This window comes from Streptomyces vinaceus (assembly GCF_008704935.1).
In the GTDB taxonomy this organism is placed as follows: Bacteria; Actinomycetota; Actinomycetes; order Streptomycetales; family Streptomycetaceae; genus Streptomyces; species Streptomyces vinaceus.
In genome coordinates this window covers 2,859,895-2,877,169 of record NZ_CP023692.1, presented here as the reverse complement: position 1 = coordinate 2,877,169, position 17,275 = coordinate 2,859,895, and the positions used below count along the sequence as shown (strand labels likewise).

Genomic DNA, 17,275 nt, shown 5'->3' with positions numbered 1-17,275 from the left:
CGCACGGAACAGACAGAAGGGAACCGTCCATGCCAGCGAACATCCGGCGGAAGGCCGGGCGGCGCGCCGCCCTGGCCGCCGTCGGGGCGATGACCGCGGGCCTGCTGCTCACCGCACCGCAGCAGGCCACGGCCGGACCGCCCAATCTGCTCACCAATGCCGGTTTCGAGACCGCCGGAGCACCCGGCGCGGACATGCCGTCCTGCTGGGAGAAGTCCGGCTGGGGCGACAACGACTTCACCTACGCGACCGTCGCCGACGCGCACAGCGGCACCAAGGCCATGAAGGTCTCGCTCACCCGCCGCCTCAGCGGCGACCGCAAGGCCCTGGTCACCGAGAACACCACGTGTGCGCCCACCGTCGTACCGGGCAGGCAGTACGACCTGTCCGCCTGGTACAAGTCGAACACCCCGGACGTGTCCGTGACCGTCTTCCGCCACGACACCACGGCGGGCTGGCAGTACTGGACGGACCTGCAGAACCCGCCCGTCAGCGCCGCGTGGGCGCGAACGGAGGTCCGTACGCCCGCCGTCCCGCCCGGCACCGACAAGATCACGTGGGGGCTCTCGGTCTACGGGGTGGGCACGCTCACCACCGACGACTACGCGCTGGAGGAAGTGGGCGCCGCCCCGCCGCAGCCCGCCTGCACGGGCACGCCCGACGAGTGCGCCAAGGGCAGGTGGGAGGTGATCCCCGCCAAGAACCCGATCCGCTCGATGCACGCGGTCGTGCTGAAGAACGGGAAGGTGCTGCTGATCGCGGGCTCGGGCAACGACATCGCCCAGTTCAATGCGGGCACGTTCACCTCGGCCGTGTACGACCCGGCGAACGGGTCCTTCAAGACGATCCCGACGCCGGTGGACATGTTCTGCTCGGGCCACGTGCAGCTGTCGGACGGCCGCGTGCTCGTGATGAGCGGCAACAAGGGGTACCCGTCCGCCGACGGCAAGATCGGCTACCAGGGGCTGAGGGACAGTTACGTCTTCGACCCGGCGACCGAGGCGTACACGCGGACCAACGACATGAACGGCGGGCACTGGTACCCGTCGGCGACGGTCCTCGGCAACGGCGACGTGATCTCCTTCGGCGGCCTGAAGGAGGACTCGACGGGCAACGTCACCGCGGAGAGGTTCTCGGCGGCGCAGAACAAGTGGCTGCCGTTGAACGAGGTCAACCAGACCTGGTCGTACTGGGGTCTGTACCCCTCGATGATCCTGATGCAGGACGGGCGGCTCTTCTACTCCGGCAGCCACACCTTCGGCAACGGCACCCAGGGCAGCGGCGCGTCGGTCTACGACTACGGCGCGAACACGGTCACGGACGTACCCGGACTGCGCAAGAAGGACGAGCGCGACGAGTCGGCGAGCGTGCTGCTGCCGCCCGCCCAGGACCAGCGGGTCCTGACGATCGGCGGCGGCAACAACGAGTCGAACCCGGCGGCCCACCGCCTCACCGAGCTGATCGACCTCAAGGCGCCGAGCCCCGCGTACACCGCCGGCCCCGACCTGCCGCAGGGCCTGGTCGACGTGGGCGGGGTCAGGCGGGCGCAGACCGGGGCCGAGGGCAAGATGTACGTGTCGGCCGTACTGCTGCCGGACGGCAAGGTGCTGGAGACCGGCGGCGGGCTGCACGACCGGGCCGACCCGGTCTTCGAGGCCTCGTTCTTCGACCCCGTGACCAACACCTACAAGGCCGGACTGCCGGCCGACCCGATCCCGCGGACGTACCACTCGGGCGCCTTCCTGCTGCCCGACGGCCGGGTCATGGCGGTCGGCGACAACCCGGGCAACGGCACGTACAACCACAACGTGTCGATTTACACCCCGCCGTACCTGTTCAAGGGCGCGCGCCCGAAGCTCACGTCGGTGATCGACACGCAGTGGGTGTACGGGGACACGCAGCGCATCACCGTCGACCGGCCGATCGCCAAGGCGGAGCTGATCCGCCCGGCGGCGGTCACGCACTCCTCGGACCCGAACCAGCGGTACGTGGACCTGCCGTTGTCGGTGGTGAACGACACGACCGTCGACCTCAACGTCACCAGCAACCCGAACCTGGCCCCGCCCGGCTGGTACATGCTCTTCGGCGTCGACGCGAACGGCGTCCCGTCGGTGGCGACCTGGGTGCACCTGGGCGGCGCCTCGGCGCTCGCGGCCGCGGAGGAGGCCCCGTCCCCGCACGTCCACGACTTCGCGGACGCCCCGCGGGCCGCCCCCGAACCGAACCCCGCGAAGCGGGACTCGGCTCCCGTCGCCCCGACCGTGGCCGGCTGCGACCGGCACTACGGCTCGGCGAGCCAGTGCGTGCCGACGAGGTTCCCGGCGGAGGTCGAGGAGACCACGAAGGCCCGCTGCGACTGGCTGGCCGCCCACCAGTACCCGAAGCGCATGAAGGTCAACGGCAGCGACCCGCTGCGCCTGGACCCGGACGGCGACGGCTACGCCTGCACGTAGCCGCCCGTGACGTCAGGAGCCCCGGCGCCGACGGGCGCCGGGGCTCCTGACGGGGGTTCGGCCCGGCTCAGTGCTGGTACGCGGCGAGCGAGATGCCGACGTAGTGGGCCACGAAGGCGGCCAGGGTCAGCGAGTGGAAGACCTCGTGGAACCCGAAGAAGCGGGGCGAGGGGTTCGGGCGCTTGATGCCGTAGATCACGCCGCCCGCGCTGTAGAGGAGCCCGCCGACGATCACCAGCACGAGGACCGCGATGCCGCCGGTGTGCAGGAAGTCGGGCAGGAAGAAGACCGCGGCCCAGCCCATCGCTATGTAGCAGGGGGTGTACAGCCAGCGCGGGGCGCCGACCCAGAAGACCCGGAAGGCGATGCCGGCCGCGGCCGCGATCCACACGGCCCACAGGAGCGTCCGTCCGGTGGAGGGCGGGAGCAGGAGCACGGTCAGCGGGGTATAGGTCCCTGCGATGATCAGAAAAATGTTGGCGTGGTCCAGACGCCGCAAGATCGCCTCGCCCCGCGGCCCCCAGGTGCCGCGGTGGTACACGGCGCTGACGCCGAAGAGCAGGCAGGCCGTGAGGACGTACACCCCGCACGCCACCCGCGCCCGCGTCGACTCGGTGAAGGCCATCAGCACCAGGCCCGCGATGACCACGGCAGGGAACATCCCGGTGTGCAGCCAGCCGCGCATCAGCGGCTTGGCCTCCGGTGCGGCCGGAGCGGCGGCGGCGTCAGAAGTCATGGCCGCCATGCTACCTACGGGTCCGTAGGTTTCCGTTAGTGCGCTTTACGGAAGATTGACGGGAGTGGCGATGCTCACGTGAGAGGCCCCCTGGACATATGCGCACATGCACCGGATGATCAGATGAGTGCGGTCGGCACCGGATGAGCGGAGCGCGAAGCATCCGGGTCGCAGCCCCCACGGGGCAAACACCAAACAACCCCTCTTCAAGGAGCAATCGTGGCGCGCGAGAACGCGGCTCCCCTTCCCCTCCCGACGACCCACCAGGAGCTGATCTCCTGGGTGGACGAGATCGCAGCGATCACCGAGCCGGACCAGGTCGTCTGGTGCGACGGCTCCGAGGCCGAGTACGAGCGCCTGTGCGCGGAGCTCGTCGCCAAGGGCACGTTCAAGAAGCTGGACGAGGGCAAGCGACCCAACTCGTACTACGCCGCTTCCGACCCGTCCGACGTCGCGCGCGTCGAGGACCGGACCTTCATCTGCTCCGAGAAGGAAGAGGACGCGGGCCCGACCAACCACTGGAAGGCCCCCGCGGAGATGCGGGAGGTCTTCGCCGGGCAGGAAGGTATCTTCCGCGGCTCCATGAAGGGCCGGACGATGTACGTCGTCCCCTTCTGCATGGGCCCCCTCGGCTCCGAGCTCTCCGCGATCGGCGTCGAGATCACCGACTCCGCCTACGTCGCCGTCGCCATGCGCACCATGACCCGCATGGGCAGGCCCGTCCTCGACGAGCTCGGCACCGACGGGTTCTTCGTCAAGGCCGTCCACACCCTCGGCGCTCCGCTCGCCGAGGGCCAGGCCGACGTGCCGTGGCCCTGCAACACCACCAAGTACATCTCGCACTTCCCGGAGACCCGCGAGATCTGGTCCTTCGGCTCCGGCTACGGCGGCAACGCCCTGCTCGGCAAGAAGTGCTACGCCCTGCGCATCGCGTCCGTCATGGCCCGCGACGAGGGCTGGCTCGCCGAGCACATGCTGATCCTCAAGCTCACCCCGCCGCAGGGTGAGGCGAAGTACGTCGCGGCCGCGTTCCCGAGCGCCTGCGGCAAGACGAACCTGGCCATGCTGGAGCCCACGATCCCCGGCTGGACGGTCGAGACCATCGGCGACGACATCGCCTGGATGCGCTTCGGCGAGGACGGTCGCCTGTACGCGATCAACCCCGAGGCCGGCTTCTTCGGCGTGGCCCCCGGCACCGGCGAGCACACCAACGCCAACGCCATGAAGACGATGTACGCCAACACCGTCTTCACCAACGTCGCGCTCACCCCGGACGGTTCCGACGTCTGGTGGGAGGGCATGACCGAAGAGGCGCCCGCGCACCTCATCGACTGGAAGGGCAACGCCTGGACCCCGGAGTCCGCCCAGACGGAAAACGGGTACAGCCCGGCGGCCCACCCCAACGCCCGCTTCGCCGTCCCGGCCTCCCAGTGCCCGACGATCGCCCCCGAGTGGGAGGACCCCAAGGGCGTCCCGGTCTCCGCGATCCTCTTCGGCGGCCGCCGCGCCTCCGCCGTCCCGCTGGTCACCGAGTCCTTCGACTGGAACCACGGCGTCTTCATCGGCTCGAACATCGCCTCCGAGAAGACCGCCGCCGCCGAGGGCAAGGTCGGCGAGCTGCGCCGCGACCCGTTCGCCATGCTGCCGTTCTGCGGCTACAACATGGGCGACTACATGGGCCACTGGGTCGACGTGGCCAAGGGCAAGGACCAGTCCAAGCTCCCGAAGATCTACTACGTGAACTGGTTCCGCAAGAACGACGCGGGCAAGTTCGTGTGGCCCGGCTTCGGCGAGAACAGCCGCGTCCTGAAGTGGATCGTCGAGCGCCTCGACGGCAAGGCCGCCGGCGTCGAGACCCCCATCGGCATCCTGCCGACCAAGGACTCCCTTGACCTGGACGGCCTGGACCTGCCCGAGGCGGACCTCGACTTCCTGCTCACCGTCGACAAGGAGGTCTGGCGCGACGAGGCCTCCCTGGTCCCCGAGCACCTGAACACCTACGGCGACCACACTCCCAAGGAGCTGTGGGACCAGTACCACGCGCTCGTCGAGCGCCTGGGCTGAAAGACCTGTCCGGAGGAGACTCCGGGCACCTGGGTGTGGGAGCCCCCGACCAAGCGGTTCCCACCGCAGCACCGGCCCCGTACCTGTCAGGAGTGTTGTCCGCGCTCCTCCAGGTAGGTCGTGTGCGTCTGCTGACGGCGGACCTCTGCTTCGCGGAGGTCCGCCGTCAGGCGTTCCGCCTCCTCGTACAGCAGCGAGAGCTGCCGCTCCAGGTGGCGCTCCGGCGACTCACCGCCCGGCGTCAGCCGGGTCCACCAGCGCGTGCGGTTGTACGTGTCCACGCACTCCGGCACGTCCAGCTCGATCGCCCGCGACAGCGCGTGCACCGACTCCGGGTCGGCGGCCAGCACATCGGCCACCCACCCCGGCTCCAGCAGCGCCCCGTACAGCTCCATCAGCTCCGCGAGCCGGCCGTCGGCCGGATCCGGCAGGTCCACCTCGGCCACGTACTCCCGCAGCCGTCCGAACCGCTCCCGGACGTCGTTGAGCTGCTCGGTGGGGCCCCCGGGCGGCGGCGGCGCCGGCCGCTCCGGCGGGGCGATCAGCGCGCCCGCCGCGTACAGCCCCGCCACGACCACCGGCCAGTACGTACCCGCCGCCCCGGTGACGGTCAGGCCCAGCCCGGCCACCCCGCAGGCGCTGGCGGCCAGGTTCTTCTTCGACTCCGCGTAGGCGAGCAGACGCGCGCCGAGCCTTCTCGCGAGGGATCTACTGGTAGCCACGGATCTCCTCGAAGGCCCCGTCCAGCGAGCCGTTGCCGTCGGTGGCGTCGAAGAGCCGCCCGCCGGTCAGTTCGGTGATGTGCGTGAGCTCCTTGCGGTCCGAGTCCCCGAACAGCACCGCGAAGACCGGCGTGTGCTTCTGCGCGTCCGGCAGCCCGGCGTAGAAGGAGTCGAAGTCCTTCGCCTTGTCGCCGCTCTGCCCGTCCGTCATCAGCACGATCGAGGTGAACGCGTCCGCGTTGCCCTTGCCCAGGTGCTCGTACGCGGCCTTCAGACTGCCGTACACCGCCGTACCCCCCTCCGGCCGCAGCGATGTCACATCGCCCCGGATCGCGTCCAGCGCGGGCCCCGGGTTGCCCGGCTCGACGACGTGCGTCAGCACCTTCTTCACCTTGTCGCCGAACGGCAGGAGCGTCACCTCCTCACGGTCACGGAACCGCTGCCCGGTCCCCGAATCGCCCGTCCCCGTCAGCTCGGTGAGCGCCGAGCGCAGCCGCCCGATGCGGTCGTCCTCCTCCATCGAGCCCGAGGTGTCCAGCACGTACACCGTCCGGGAGGGCCGGCGCAGCTCGTTCTCGTACGAGGCCAGCAGCCCGTCCGCGACCGAGCGGGTGCCCGGGAACGGCAGCTCGCGGCGCTTGTCCGCGTTCAGCCCGGCCGCCGGCCGAACCCCGGCCGCCACCGGCCGGCGAAAGGTCTTCTCGGTGATCGCCTTCTGGGCCTCGGCCCCGCTCAGGTAGTCCGTCAGCGCCCGCCCCGACTCGCGCGCCCCGGCCGGGGCGGAGGTCAGCAGGGTCAGCGGGTAGTGGGCGGTGACCACCCCGTCGCGCGGCCGGATCACCGTCAGGTCCGTCTTCGCGTCCCGGTTCATGGACAGCAGCACGGACTCGTAGTTCACCAGAGCGTCCACGTCCCCGCGCTTGGCGTACGCGGTGGCCAGCCAGCCGGAGGAGCCCGAGGTCAGCTTCTGCCCGGCGAAGAACTCCTTCAGCTTGGGCTGCGCCGTCCTCACGTCCGCGTCGGTCAGCGCCGCCTGCGCGCCCGACAGCCCGGAGGCCACCGAGATCAGCGCGGAGAAACCTGAGTTGGAGCGCACCGGATCGGTCATCCCGTACGTCAGCTTCCCGGCGGCGACCGCTTCGTGCACCGTCGACCAGGTCACCTCCTCCGGCTTCCAGCCGAGCCGGGCCAGCGCGTCCGCCCGCACGCCCAGCGCGACCGGCGAGGACATCACCGGCGTCTCGCTGCTGAGCTTCCCGGCGGCCTCCGGGCGCAGCCGCAGATAGTCGTTGGAGGACAGCCAGATCGCGTCGTACTTGCCGTCGGCCTTCCCGGAGGCCACCTGCTCGGCCGCGTCCAGGGTGCCCGACCAGGTGAACTCGACGCCGACCCCGGTGGCGGCCTTCGCCGCCTTCAGCACCGGCTCCATGTCGGCCAGTTCGCTGGAGGCCAGCACGCGCAGCTTGCCCTCCTGGTACGCCGACCGGGTGGGCTTCGCCGGATCCGGAGAGCCGGAGTCGCAGGCCGAAGCCCCGAGCAAGGTCGCGGCGAGCGCGACCGCCGCCGCCAGCCGTCCGCGCACCGATGCGCCGCGCACGCTCATCGCTGCCCACCCTCCAGCACACCCGCGGTGCGGGTACGGGCCAGGTACGCCGAGGCGGTCTGCAGCTCCCCGGTCAGGGACTCGACCGTGACGGCCATGTTCTCGGTCGCCTGCGCCTTGAACGTGTCGATGGCGTCCAGCGTCTCGTAGATCTGCGCGAAGGCCGAGCGCAGCGTCTGCGCGCCCACCGCCGGATCGGCCGCGATCCGCTGGATCTCGCCGCTCTGCGTGGACAGCATGTCCGCGTTGCCCCGGATCAGCTCCTCGGTCGTGCCCCTCAGGGCGTTGACCTGCTCCACCACCGCGCGCTGGCTGTCGAGGGCCGAGGCCAGCATCACGGCGATGCGCAGCGCGGACACGGTGGTGATGGCGGCCCGGTCGACGCCCTTGATCAGCTCGTCGTTGTTGCGCCGGACCACGTCCATCGCCAGGTAGCCCTGCGCGCAGACCGCGAGCTGGGTCAGCAGGTCCTGCCGCTTCTGCCGGACCGGGAAGAGCAGGTCGGCGCGCATCACGTCGGCAGCCTGCGGATCCGTGCGCCCAATCTGTTCGATGCGCTCCTCGACGGCGGTGTCCAGGGCCTCGGTGAGGACGGCGTACTCCTGGAGCTTGCCCATGGTCTCCCACAGGCGGGCCCGCTCGGTGTGCAGGGCCGCGTTGTCGCGGCGCAGCTCGTCCTGGCCGCTGCGCAGCGCGCCCACGACGGCGTTCAGCGTGGCCTGCGAGGAGGCGTACTTGGCCACGTGGTCGCGGAACCTGTTGCCGCCGGGCAGCCTCGCGAGCAGCTTGCGGGCCCCCTTGGCGGGGGTGTCCCGCGGATCGAGGTCCTCGACGGTGCGGCGCAGCTCCACGAGGGAGCCCGCGACGCGGGCCTGGGCGTCGCCGCCCCCGTCGGTGCCCAGCGACCGTACGGCCCGGTCCAGCATCCGGTTGGACTGCTGGGCGGCGTTGCGGATGTCGCCGGCGCCGAGTGCGGATATCTCCCCGATCCGGCTCGCGAACTCGGGGGAGCGGGTGTCGACCCCGGCGAGCGAGCCGACGTACTCCCCGGCCCGGCGGGCCATCTCCTCGCGCACCCCGTCCTGGAGGGGGACGAGGCCCGAGGCCTGCTCCCGCTCGACGGGGGAGACGGGTTCGGGGGCGGTGAGGACGAGCGGGCCGTCCTGCGGTGGTGTCAGCGTCATGTGTGGGCCCCCTAGCTCTTGGCGCGCGCGGCAAGCGCCATGAGGATCTTGACGGTCGGTGCGCTGACCTGGCGGATGCCGGTCAGCTCCGGGTTGAGGTACGCGGCGTGCGCGGCGGTGGCCGCGGTGAACTCGGCCACGCCGTTCTGCGGCCGGAACCCGTGCCGGACGGCCAGCTCGCGCAGTTTCGGGTCGTTGGCGAGGAGGGAGCCGAGCTCCTTGGCCTTCTCGCTGATCGGCACGAAGGTGTGCGGGGAGTTGACGGTGGTGTCCGGGTAGAGGACCACCATGCCGTCGGTGGCCCCCGGTCCGGGCTTCTGCTGGAGAAGGGAGGCCACCTGCGATTCGTACGCCAGGATGAGCGGTTCGCCGCTGCCGGAGATGAAGGCCCGGAAGGGGTCGTCGGTGCTCGGCTCCAGTGCGCCCTGGACGCGGATCAGCTTCTGCATCAGGGGCGCGGTGCGGTCGATCCCGGCCTCGTCGGAGACCACCGTCTTGTCGTTGGCGACGTTGGAGGTGGCGGCCAGGAACAGCGCCCCGGAGTTGGAGGTCGTCGGGTCGGTGGTCTTGATGAACACCGTGCCGGTCAGCTCGGCGAAGGCGGCGGAGCCGGACAGCTGCTGCCACTTGCGGTCCTCGGCGGCCGCCTTGAGGTAGGGGCCCATGAGGAGGGTCCCCGAGTTCTTGCCGTTCGTCGTGGCGAGGCCGTTGTCGACGAGCACCTTGGCGGCGTTGGAGCGGGCGATGACCACGAGCGGGGAGAAGAACGGCTTGGTGGTCTGCGCCCCCTTGACGCCGGCCGCGGCCTCGATCTCCGGTGCGGGCTCGCTGCTGCCGGGGAAGGCGAAGTCGAAGTCCTTGAGGGCGAGTTGGTCCATCGCCCAGGAGCCGGACGTTTCGGTCTTCACCGTGTAGCCCTTGTCGGCCAGGGCCTTGACGACGTCGGGGTCGCGGAAGTATTCGGACTTCTCGGATCCGATGACGCCCTTCACGGTCTTCGTTGCCGTGGGCGGCTCGTCCTCTCCTCCGGCGAGCGCGACGGCGATCACGCCGCCGAGGAGGAGGACCGCCAGTGCGATTCCTAGGATGCGTCTCACGGGTGCAGCGTGCTCGCGGAAACCCACGTTCCGCGTCAGGTTGCATGAACGTCAGGTGTCCAGGCGGTCCCACTTCGAAATGCTGTGTGGATCGGCCGGTGCTGGCAGGCGGGGCGGCGGGCCGGGAGGATCGTCCCATGGGCGTGAGCGCGTTGAAGTGGCAGGGCTGGGCGGTCGGTCTGACGGTCCTGGCCGGCCTGCTGGTGTTCGCCCCGCTGGGCCTGTACGTGTGGGCCAGCGGCGAGCCGGGCGCGGCGCCGCCGCGGCCGGCGGTGGAGGACGTACGGGTCACCGGCTGCCGGATCGACCCGGGCAGCCGCCGCGTGGTGGCGACGGTGGAGGTCTCGGGCCGCCCCGAGGGCACGGGCGCGTACGTGGTCACGGTGGAGTTCCGCGAGAAGGCCGACCGGGACCCGGCCGCCGGCCGCTCGCCCCAGGCCCTGGTGAAACTCCCGAACGTGGCCCCGACCGCCAGGGAGCGCGCCGAGGCGCTGGGGCCGATCTGGCCGGCGTCCACCGTCCCCTGGTGCGGGGTGGCGGCCGCGGACTTCACGACGACCCCATAGAAAGGCATGGCACCCGGTCCGGAGCCTCCGCGGCCCCGGACCGGGGCCGATCAGTGGCTGCCGGCCAGGTTCAGCGCGGCTGCGTGGGCGTCCATCCGCTCGGCGGCGAGGATCGCGACGGTGGTGTCGGCGCGGGACGCGGCGACGACCAGAGCCCGTCCGGCGAGGTCGTGGGCCCGCTGGTGCAGGGCGGCGAGCTCACCGGCATCCGCGGTGTCGGCGTGGGCCACCCGCACCGGGTCGGTGCCCCGCAGCCGGGCCACCTGCGCGGCGATCCGCGCGGCGGCGCCGTCGAGGCCGAGCTCGTCGGTGACGGCGAGGAGGGCCGCCAGGTGCCCGGCGAGCTGGATGTCCAGCGCCTCGCCGCGGCTGCTCTGCGGGTACCCCGCGTGGCTGTCGGAGTGGTGACCGCCCACACGGTGGACGACCGGCTTCGTGCGGATCGGCTCGTACATGAGGAGGCCTCCTGCGTGGTCAGGAGGCCATCCTACATTGGATCGGTTCTAAAGTTGTCCTCGATCCGGCAACGACTGCCGCCGGGCCCGCTACGGCTGGCCGTACCCGTCCAGGAAGTTCCCGATCCGGGTCACCGCGTCCGCCAGGTCCTTGGCGTTCGGCAGCGTCACGATGCGGAAGTGGTCGGGCTCGGACCAGTTGAAGCCCGTACCGTGCACGACCATGATCTTCTCGGCCCGCAGCAGGTCGAGGACCATCTGCCGGTCGTCCTTGATCTTGTGGACGGCCGGGTCCAGCTTCGGGAACAGGTACAGCGCCCCCTTGGGCTTCACGCAGGTGATGCCGGGGATCTGCGTCAGCAGGTCGTACGCGGTGTCGCGCTGCTCCAGCAGCCGCCCGCCCGGCAGGACCAGGTCCTCGATCGACTGCCGGCCGCCGAGGGCGGTCGCGACGGCGTGCTGCGAGGGCATGTTCGCGCACAGCCGCATGTTGGCCAGGATCGTCAGGCCCTCGATGTACGACGAGGCGTGCTTCTTGGGCCCGCAGACCGCCATCCAGCCGGCCCGGTAGCCGGCGACGCGGTAGTTCTTGGAGAGCCCGTTGAAGGTGAGCGTCAGCAGGTCGGGTGCGATGGCGGCGGTGTTCGTGTGCGTGGCGCCGTCGTAGAGGATCCGGTCGTAGATCTCGTCGGAGCAGACGACCAGGTTGTGGCGGCGGGCGATGTCCGTGAGCCCGCGCAGCATCTCGTCGTCGTAGACGGCGCCGGTCGGGTTGTTCGGGTTGATGATCACGATCGCGCGCGTGCGGTCGGTGACCTTGCGCTCGATGTCGGCGAGGTCCGGCATCCAGTCGGACTGCTCGTCGCAGCGGTAGTGCACGGCGGTGCCGCCGGCCAGGCTGACGGAAGCGGTCCACAGCGGGTAGTCCGGGGCCGGGACCAGCACCTCGTCGCCGTCGTCGAGCAGCGCCTGCATCGACATCTGGATCAGCTCGGAGACGCCGTTGCCGAGGTAGATGTCCTCGACGTCCAGCTCGATGCCCTTGGTCTGGTAGTGCTGCATGACCGCGCGGCGCGCGGAGAGCAGCCCCTTCGCGTCCCCGTACCCGTGGGCGTTGCCCAGGTTGCGGAGCATGTCCTCAAGGATCTCCGGAGGGCACTCGAAGCCGAAGGCCGCGGGGTTGCCGGTGTTCAGCTTGAGGATGCGATGACCTGCTGCTTCGAGCCGCATGGCCTCTTCGAGCACGGGCCCGCGGATCTCGTAGCAGACGTTGGCGAGTTTCGTTGACTGGATCACCTGCATGACGGGAGCTTACGGGCCGCGCGGCCGGTCCGCCGAGGTATTCCGGACGGGAGTGGGGGAGGGATATGTCCCGTTTCGCATGATGGGACGGTGGCGGCCCGGTCCGCCCTTCGAAACGGCGGCCACCGACGCGATGCGGCCTGCGGAATACGTGGATCCGGACGGCGCCGGATCCGTGGTGTTGCACTCGTCACGTCGGGGGGCGGGCCCGGGGGGCGCGTACGGGGCCTGAGTACGGGCATGAGTACGCGCACTCATGCGTCGTGGCGCCGCCCCGGCGCAGGCTTGACCCGACGGAGGGTCGAAGGCGCGAGAAGGTGGGGGCACAGCGGTGGAGTTCACGGTCGGCGACATGGCGATCCGTACGGAGGGCACGGACGGTGACGACCGGGCGATCGAGTTCCTGGTGGCACCGCGGGGCGGGGCGGGCGGCGAGGGCGCCGGGTGGGCCGAGGAGGCGCACTTCGCGATCCACCGCGAGCACGACCAGGGCTGGGAGGTCGCCCGGCTGAGCATCGACCCCCTGTCGGGCAGCGTCCCGATCGCGGCGGTGGAGTGGGCGATGGAATTCGCCCGCGAATACCTCTGACCCCGAGCCCCCGGCCGGGCGCCGTTGCCGGGGGCCGGGGCCGTTGTCAGTGGCCGCGCCTAGGCTCGTCGCAGGGGGAAGGGGCGGGACATGAAGGAGCTACGGATCATCGCGGGGGACGCGACCAGTCCTCAGGCCAAGGGGCCGAAGGTGATCGCGCACGTGTGCAACGACATCGGGGGCTGGGGCAAGGGCTTCGTGCTGGCGCTCTCCAAGCGCTGGCCCGAGCCCGAGCGGGACTACCGGGCGTGGCACCGGAGCCGCAGCGGAAACGACTTCGGGCTCGGCGCGCTGCGGCTGGTCCAGGTGCGGCCGGACACCTGGGTGGCCAACATGGTCGCCCAGCGCGGCATACGTACGGGCAGCGGCGGCCCGCCCATCCGTTACGACGCGCTGGAGCGCTGCCTGGCGGCGCTCGGCGGGGAGGCGCTCGGCCTGGGCGCCTCGGTGCACATGCCGCGCATCGGCTGCGGGCTGGCCGGCGGGAAGTGGGAGCGCGTCGAACCGCTGATCGGCGGGGCCCTGTGCGCCCGGGGCGTGGCCGTCACCGTCTACGACCACGCCTGAGCGGAGCTACTTGCCGATGATCACCATGGGGATCTCGCGCGGGGCGGCGGCCGCCTGGTAGTCCTCGAAGAGGGGCCACAGGGCCGTCATCGCGGGCCAGTAGACCTCGCGCTCCACCGCGCACGCGGTGCGGGCCTCGGCCTGGAAGACGGCCGCGCCGACCTGGAGGCGGACCTCCGGGTGGGCGGTCAGGTTCCGGTACCAGGCCGGGTGCTCCGCGGCGCCCCAGTCGGCGGCGAGCACGATGTGGCGGCCGGCGTCCTCGACGTAGATCAGCGGGGTCCGGGAGGTCCGGCCCGTGGTCCGGTCGAGCGTGGTGAGCAGGAGGGTGGGGACCCCGTGCCACAGGTGGCCGTCGAGTCCGCCGGTGGTCACGTAGTCCCGTACGTGGTCCCGCTCGCGGCTCCGGCGCGGGTCGGCGGGGTGGTCCCAGTCGATGGTGATCGTCTGCATGGCGGTGCCTCCGAAATCAGACCCCCGCGCGGCTTAACGATCCTTCGCCGATTCTGGATGCGGCCGCCCGCGAGCACACCTGTCGGGGCTCCCGCCGCCGACGGCAGCCCTTCGCGACGGCCCGCGCGGCCCCGGCCCGGGAACGGCGCCCGCGGTCGGGGCCACCAGCAGCCTCGTGCGTGCCACCGCCCCGTCAGGGCAGGTAGCGCTCGATGACCTGCGGCCCCTCCTTCTCGATCAGCTGGCGCGCCTTTTCGAGCCGCTCCGGAGTCGGCTCCATGCCTTGCACCATCACGAGGTCCTCAGGGTCGTACGGCCGTTCCCCGCCACTGAAGAGCTTCGCCGGCCGCTTGGGCTGCTGGCCCGATTCACTGTCCATCGGGATACCTCCTCGCAATCGCCCCCGGTTTCCTGGCCCCCGGTCCCCTCATCCTCCGGCGGCATCGCCATGAACGCACTTCGGACCCCTACCCTCGGCCCATGGACGAGATCGTTCCGCGGCTGGAGGCCGCCGCCACGCCGACCGCCCCCGCCCTCCTGCTGCGCCGGTGGCGGCCGTCCGACGCCGCCGACCTGGTGGAGGCGTACCGGGACGAGGCCCTGCGCCGCTGGGCCCGCGCCGACGTCCGCGACGAGGCGAGCGCGGCGCGGTGGGTCCGCGAGCAGCAGGAGGGATGGGAGACGGGCAGCCGCTTCGCCTTCGCCGTCGTGTAGTCCGGGGCGGGCCGGGAGGCCGTGGCCGTGGGGGACGGGGGGCGGATCCTGGGCCAGGTCGTCCTCAAGGGCGCCGCCCCCGGAGCCGCGTCCGCGGAGGTCGGCTACTGGACCGCCGCCCCCGCGCGCGGCCCCGCACCCCCGAAGACACGGCCTGAACGGCCTAAGCCGTGGCGACCGCCGCCAAGGCCGTCACGGCCGCTATCGCGGCGCAGATGCTCAGGTTCACGGTCCTGTGCTCCCAGAACACCGCGACGAACTCGCGCAGGGTGGCGCTCGGCCAGTAGTACGTGGCCGTCGGGGAGCCGAGCACCTGGCCGTTGACCCCGGCCGCGCGGGCCGTCATCGCGGCCCGGAAGGCGTGGAAGTTGTTGGTGACGACCACGCACCGGTAGCCGGGGTCCGCACCGGCCATGATCGTGCGGCTGAAGGCGAGGTTCTCCTTCGTCGTGGCCGAGCGGTCCTCCAGCCGGATCTGCTCCTCCGGGACGCCCCGCGCGATCAGCCAGTCGGCCATCGCCCGGGCCTCCGAGAGCTTCTCGTCCGACCCCTGCCCGCCCGAGACCAGCAGCAGCGGGGTCCGCCCGCCCCGGGCCACCTGGGCGGCGTGGATCTGCCGGCCCTTCTCCAGCCGGGACGCCAGCAGCGGCGGCACCCGCTCGCCGCAGATCAGCCCGGAGCCCAGCATCACCACGTAGTCGACGTCCCCGCGCACCGTGATCCGCCCGTACAGGAAGGCGTAGGCGAGGAAGCAGAGGAAGAGGAAGGAGACGTAACCGACGAGCATGACGAGGCCCGCCACCACCGTGTCCAGGGTCCGGGAGCCCCGCCCCGCCACCCCGAGGACCAGCGCGATCAGCGCGAAGATGCCCAGCCCCGCCGCCATGGACAGCATGTTGGTCGGACTGCGGCCCTCCTTGCGGAGCATCGTCAGGCCGTTGCGGATCAGGTAGCCGCCGAGGACGAGCGTGCCGAGGGTCGGCACGACCAGCACCAGCAGGACCGCGATCGCGTCCAGTGGGGACGGCAGTCCGGGTATCTGGAACAGCAGGCCGATCGACCCGCACATGAGGGTGAGGCCCAGGAGGACCGCGTTCCGGAAGCGCCGGCGGTCCTCCCGCACACTCACGCAGAAGAGGACGAAAAACAGCGCGGCGGGGACGAAGGCGAGCATGCCGCCCATCGTAGGCGGAAGCCGTCAACGGCCCCGGTACGGAGTCCTGCGGACCGACCGCCCCGCCAGGACCTCCGTCCTGCGCCCGTCCCGCATCACGAACCGGCCGTCGATCAGCACGTGCGGAATGCCGCTCGGCAGCACGCGGGGGTTCTCGTACGTCGCCCCGGCCGCCACCGTGTCCGGATCGAACAGCACGAGGTCGGCCCGGTACCCGGCCCGCACCAACCCCCGCTCCGCCAGCCGCAGTCGGGCCGCCGGGCGGCCCGCCAGATGGGCCACGCACTCCTCCAGCGAGAGCACGCCGAGCTCGCGCACGTAGTGGCCGAGGTAGTGCGGGAAGGTCCCGTACGCCCGCGGATGCGGTTTCGCGCCCTGGAGGATCCCGTCGGAGCCGCCGGTGTGCACCCGGTGGCGCATGATCGCCCGGACGTTCTCCTCGTGGCCGACGTGCTGGAGGACCGTGGGTCCCAGCCGGTCCGCCAGCAGCAGCCGCCGCGCGCTCTCCCAGTCCCGCAACCGCGTGCCCACGTACGCCCCGTGCGCCGGGTCCGCCGTTCCCCCGATCTCGATCGTCGACCAGTCGACGGGGACGCCGTGGCAGCCGTCCGCCCCGGTCACCTCCAGCGCGTGCCGGATCCGCTCCGACTCGGCGTCGTCGCGCAGCCGGGCCAGCACGGCCCGCGGACCGCCCTCGTTGGCCCAACTCGGCAGCAGCGCCACGAGGGTGGTGCAGCCGGGGGTGTACGGGTAGGAGTCGAGGCTGATGTCGGCCCCGGCGGCGAGGGCCTCGTCGAGGAGGGCCAGCAGCTCGTCCGCCCGGCCCTCGTTCTCCGCGAAGTTCATGGTGGCGTGCGCGAGGTGCAGCGCGCAGCCGGCCTCCCGGGCCAGGGCGACCATCTCGGCGTAGGCGGCCAGGGCGCCGCGCCCGTACGAGCGGTGGTGCGGGCAGTAGTAGCCCCCGTACGAGCCCACCACCCGGCACAGCCCGGTCAGTTCGGCGCCGGACGCGTACATGCCGGGGGTGTAGGTGAGCCCGGACGACATGCCGACCGCGCCCTGGGCGAGGCCCTCGGCGACCAGCGTCCGCATCCGGTCGAGCTCGGCGGGGGTGGCGGGGCGGTCCTCCCAGCCGAGGGCGTACGCGCGGACGGTGCCTTGCGGGACGAGGTACGCGGCGTTGACGGCGATGCCGGTGCGGTCGAGCCGGTCCAGGTACCCGCCCACGTCGCGCCAGTCGAAGTCGATGTCCTCGCCCGTGCCGTTCCAGCCGGTGACGGCCGCCCGCACCTCGGCGAGCGTCCGGTCGTCGACCGGCGCGTACGAGAGCCCGTCCTGGCCGAGGACTTCGAGGGTCACCCCCTGCGCCGCCTTGGCGCTGTGGTCCGGATCGCGGAGCAGGGCGAGGTCGCTGTGGGCGTGCATGTCGACGAAGCCGGGGGCCAGGGCGAGCCCGTACGCGTCGACGGTGTGCCGGCCGCCGGAGCGGATCCGGCCGATCTCGGCGATGCGGCCCTCGTGGACGCCCACGTCGGCGGTGTACGAGGGCCCGCCCGTGCCGTCGACGACGCGGGCCCCGCGGATGACCAGGTCCAC

The 17,275-nt window shown here is 71.6% G+C and carries 17 protein-coding genes; 6 read left to right on the top strand and 11 right to left on the bottom strand.

Annotated elements, in window-relative coordinates:
- Positions 1-29 precede the first annotated feature (29 nt).
- Positions 30-2,453: a galactose oxidase family protein gene (locus CP980_RS12625; protein WP_229906942.1), complete on the top strand. Its 2,424-nt coding sequence runs from the start codon at positions 30-32 to the stop codon at positions 2,451-2,453.
- A gap of 67 nt (positions 2,454-2,520) precedes the next feature.
- Here the strand turns inward: CP980_RS12625 and trhA are convergent, their stop codons facing one another.
- Positions 2,521-3,198 carry a PAQR family membrane homeostasis protein TrhA gene (trhA, locus tag CP980_RS12620; RefSeq protein ID WP_132756325.1) on the bottom strand — a complete coding sequence of 226 codons (678 nt, stop codon included), beginning with the start codon at positions 3,196-3,198 and terminating at the stop codon, positions 2,521-2,523.
- A 210-nt stretch (positions 3,199-3,408) separates the two neighbouring features.
- On the opposite strand from trhA, the gene CP980_RS12615 reads away from it, so the two are divergent.
- Positions 3,409-5,253: a phosphoenolpyruvate carboxykinase (GTP) gene (locus CP980_RS12615; RefSeq protein ID WP_150528194.1), complete on the top strand. Its 1,845-nt coding sequence runs from the start codon at positions 3,409-3,411 to the stop codon at positions 5,251-5,253.
- Between the two features lie 86 nt (positions 5,254-5,339).
- On the opposite strand, the gene CP980_RS12610 is transcribed toward CP980_RS12615, so the two are convergent.
- Genes CP980_RS12610 through CP980_RS12595 form a run of 4 tightly spaced genes read right to left on the bottom strand, consistent with a single transcriptional unit; the run spans position 5,340 to position 9,859 of the window.
- On the bottom strand, positions 5,340-5,975 hold the full coding sequence (locus CP980_RS12610; RefSeq protein ID WP_229906941.1) for a hypothetical protein: 636 nt from the start codon (positions 5,973-5,975) through the stop codon (positions 5,340-5,342).
- The gene (locus CP980_RS12605; protein WP_150528193.1) at positions 5,962-7,578 is read right to left on the bottom strand and encodes a substrate-binding and vWA domain-containing protein; all 1,617 of its coding nucleotides are present in this window, start codon (positions 7,576-7,578) and stop codon (positions 5,962-5,964) included. Before CP980_RS12605 ends, CP980_RS12610 begins: the two co-directional genes overlap by 14 nt.
- On the bottom strand, positions 7,575-8,762 hold the full coding sequence (locus CP980_RS12600) for a toxic anion resistance protein (RefSeq protein ID WP_150528192.1): 1,188 nt from the start codon (positions 8,760-8,762) through the stop codon (positions 7,575-7,577). The genes CP980_RS12605 and CP980_RS12600 overlap by 4 nt, the downstream gene beginning before the upstream one ends.
- An 11-nt stretch (positions 8,763-8,773) precedes the next feature.
- Positions 8,774-9,859 carry a substrate-binding domain-containing protein gene (locus CP980_RS12595; RefSeq protein ID WP_132756333.1) on the bottom strand — a complete coding sequence of 362 codons (1,086 nt, stop codon included), beginning with the start codon at positions 9,857-9,859 and terminating at the stop codon, positions 8,774-8,776.
- Positions 9,860-10,002: 143 nt separating this feature from the next.
- Here CP980_RS12595 and CP980_RS12590 point away from each other — a divergent pair, with 143 nt between their 5' ends.
- Positions 10,003-10,425 carry a hypothetical protein gene (locus CP980_RS12590; protein WP_132756335.1) on the top strand — a complete coding sequence of 141 codons (423 nt, stop codon included), beginning with the start codon at positions 10,003-10,005 and terminating at the stop codon, positions 10,423-10,425.
- 50 nt (positions 10,426-10,475) lie between these two features.
- Here the strand turns inward: CP980_RS12590 and CP980_RS12585 are convergent, their stop codons facing one another.
- Complete coding sequence (locus CP980_RS12585) at positions 10,476-10,880, bottom strand: SCO4983 family protein (protein WP_150528191.1); 405 nt, start codon at positions 10,878-10,880, stop codon at positions 10,476-10,478.
- A 90-nt stretch (positions 10,881-10,970) separates the two neighbouring features.
- A complete protein-coding gene (locus tag CP980_RS12580; RefSeq protein WP_150528190.1) occupies positions 10,971-12,182 on the bottom strand; it encodes a pyridoxal phosphate-dependent aminotransferase in 1,212 nt (403 codons plus the stop codon).
- Positions 12,183-12,513: 331 nt separating this feature from the next.
- Between CP980_RS12580 and CP980_RS12575 the strand changes: the two genes are divergently transcribed.
- Entirely contained in the window at positions 12,514-12,771 is a 258-nt protein-coding gene (locus CP980_RS12575) for a hypothetical protein (protein WP_150528189.1), read from the top strand.
- Positions 12,772-12,861: 90 nt separating this feature from the next.
- Entirely contained in the window at positions 12,862-13,338 is a 477-nt protein-coding gene (locus tag CP980_RS12570) for a macro domain-containing protein (RefSeq protein ID WP_150528188.1), read from the top strand.
- Positions 13,339-13,344: 6 nt separating this feature from the next.
- On the opposite strand, the gene CP980_RS12565 is transcribed toward CP980_RS12570, so the two are convergent.
- On the bottom strand, positions 13,345-13,791 hold the full coding sequence (locus CP980_RS12565) for a nitroreductase/quinone reductase family protein (protein WP_132756345.1): 447 nt from the start codon (positions 13,789-13,791) through the stop codon (positions 13,345-13,347).
- A 193-nt stretch (positions 13,792-13,984) separates the two neighbouring features.
- Positions 13,985-14,170: a hypothetical protein gene (locus tag CP980_RS12560; protein WP_099889746.1), complete on the bottom strand. Its 186-nt coding sequence runs from the start codon at positions 14,168-14,170 to the stop codon at positions 13,985-13,987.
- Between the two features lie 101 nt (positions 14,171-14,271).
- Here CP980_RS12560 and CP980_RS36555 point away from each other — a divergent pair, with 101 nt between their 5' ends.
- Positions 14,272-14,505: a GNAT family N-acetyltransferase gene (locus CP980_RS36555; protein WP_150528187.1), complete on the top strand. Its 234-nt coding sequence runs from the start codon at positions 14,272-14,274 to the stop codon at positions 14,503-14,505.
- Between the two features lie 163 nt (positions 14,506-14,668).
- Here the strand turns inward: CP980_RS36555 and CP980_RS12550 are convergent, their stop codons facing one another.
- Both CP980_RS12550 and CP980_RS12545 read right to left on the bottom strand, forming a co-directional pair.
- A complete protein-coding gene (locus CP980_RS12550) occupies positions 14,669-15,679 on the bottom strand; it encodes a YdcF family protein (protein ID WP_132756347.1) in 1,011 nt (336 codons plus the stop codon).
- A 24-nt stretch (positions 15,680-15,703) separates the two neighbouring features.
- Positions 15,704-17,275, bottom strand: coding sequence for an N-acyl-D-amino-acid deacylase family protein (locus tag CP980_RS12545; RefSeq protein ID WP_150528186.1), 1,572 nt, complete (start codon positions 17,273-17,275; stop codon positions 15,704-15,706).

What these genes read in the sequence shown, in the direction of transcription:
- CP980_RS12625 (WP_229906942.1), top strand. Translation starts at nt 30, where the DNA reads ATGCCAGCGAACATCCGGCGGAAGGCCGGGCGGCGCGCCGCCCTGGCC.
- trhA (WP_132756325.1), bottom strand. Translation starts at nt 3,198, where the DNA reads ATGGCGGCCATGACTTCTGACGCCGCCGCCGCTCCGGCCGCACCGGAG.
- CP980_RS12605 (WP_150528193.1), bottom strand. Translation starts at nt 7,578, where the DNA reads ATGAGCGTGCGCGGCGCATCGGTGCGCGGACGGCTGGCGGCGGCGGTC.
- CP980_RS12600 (WP_150528192.1), bottom strand. Translation starts at nt 8,762, where the DNA reads ATGACGCTGACACCACCGCAGGACGGCCCGCTCGTCCTCACCGCCCCC.
- CP980_RS12585 (WP_150528191.1), bottom strand. Translation starts at nt 10,880, where the DNA reads ATGTACGAGCCGATCCGCACGAAGCCGGTCGTCCACCGTGTGGGCGGT.
- CP980_RS12580 (WP_150528190.1), bottom strand. Translation starts at nt 12,182, where the DNA reads ATGCAGGTGATCCAGTCAACGAAACTCGCCAACGTCTGCTACGAGATC.
- CP980_RS12570 (WP_150528188.1), top strand. Translation starts at nt 12,862, where the DNA reads ATGAAGGAGCTACGGATCATCGCGGGGGACGCGACCAGTCCTCAGGCC.
- CP980_RS12565 (WP_132756345.1), bottom strand. Translation starts at nt 13,791, where the DNA reads ATGCAGACGATCACCATCGACTGGGACCACCCCGCCGACCCGCGCCGG.
- CP980_RS12560 (WP_099889746.1), bottom strand. Translation starts at nt 14,170, where the DNA reads ATGGACAGTGAATCGGGCCAGCAGCCCAAGCGGCCGGCGAAGCTCTTC.
- CP980_RS36555 (WP_150528187.1), top strand. Translation starts at nt 14,272, where the DNA reads ATGGACGAGATCGTTCCGCGGCTGGAGGCCGCCGCCACGCCGACCGCC.
- CP980_RS12550 (WP_132756347.1), bottom strand. Translation starts at nt 15,679, where the DNA reads ATGCTCGCCTTCGTCCCCGCCGCGCTGTTTTTCGTCCTCTTCTGCGTG.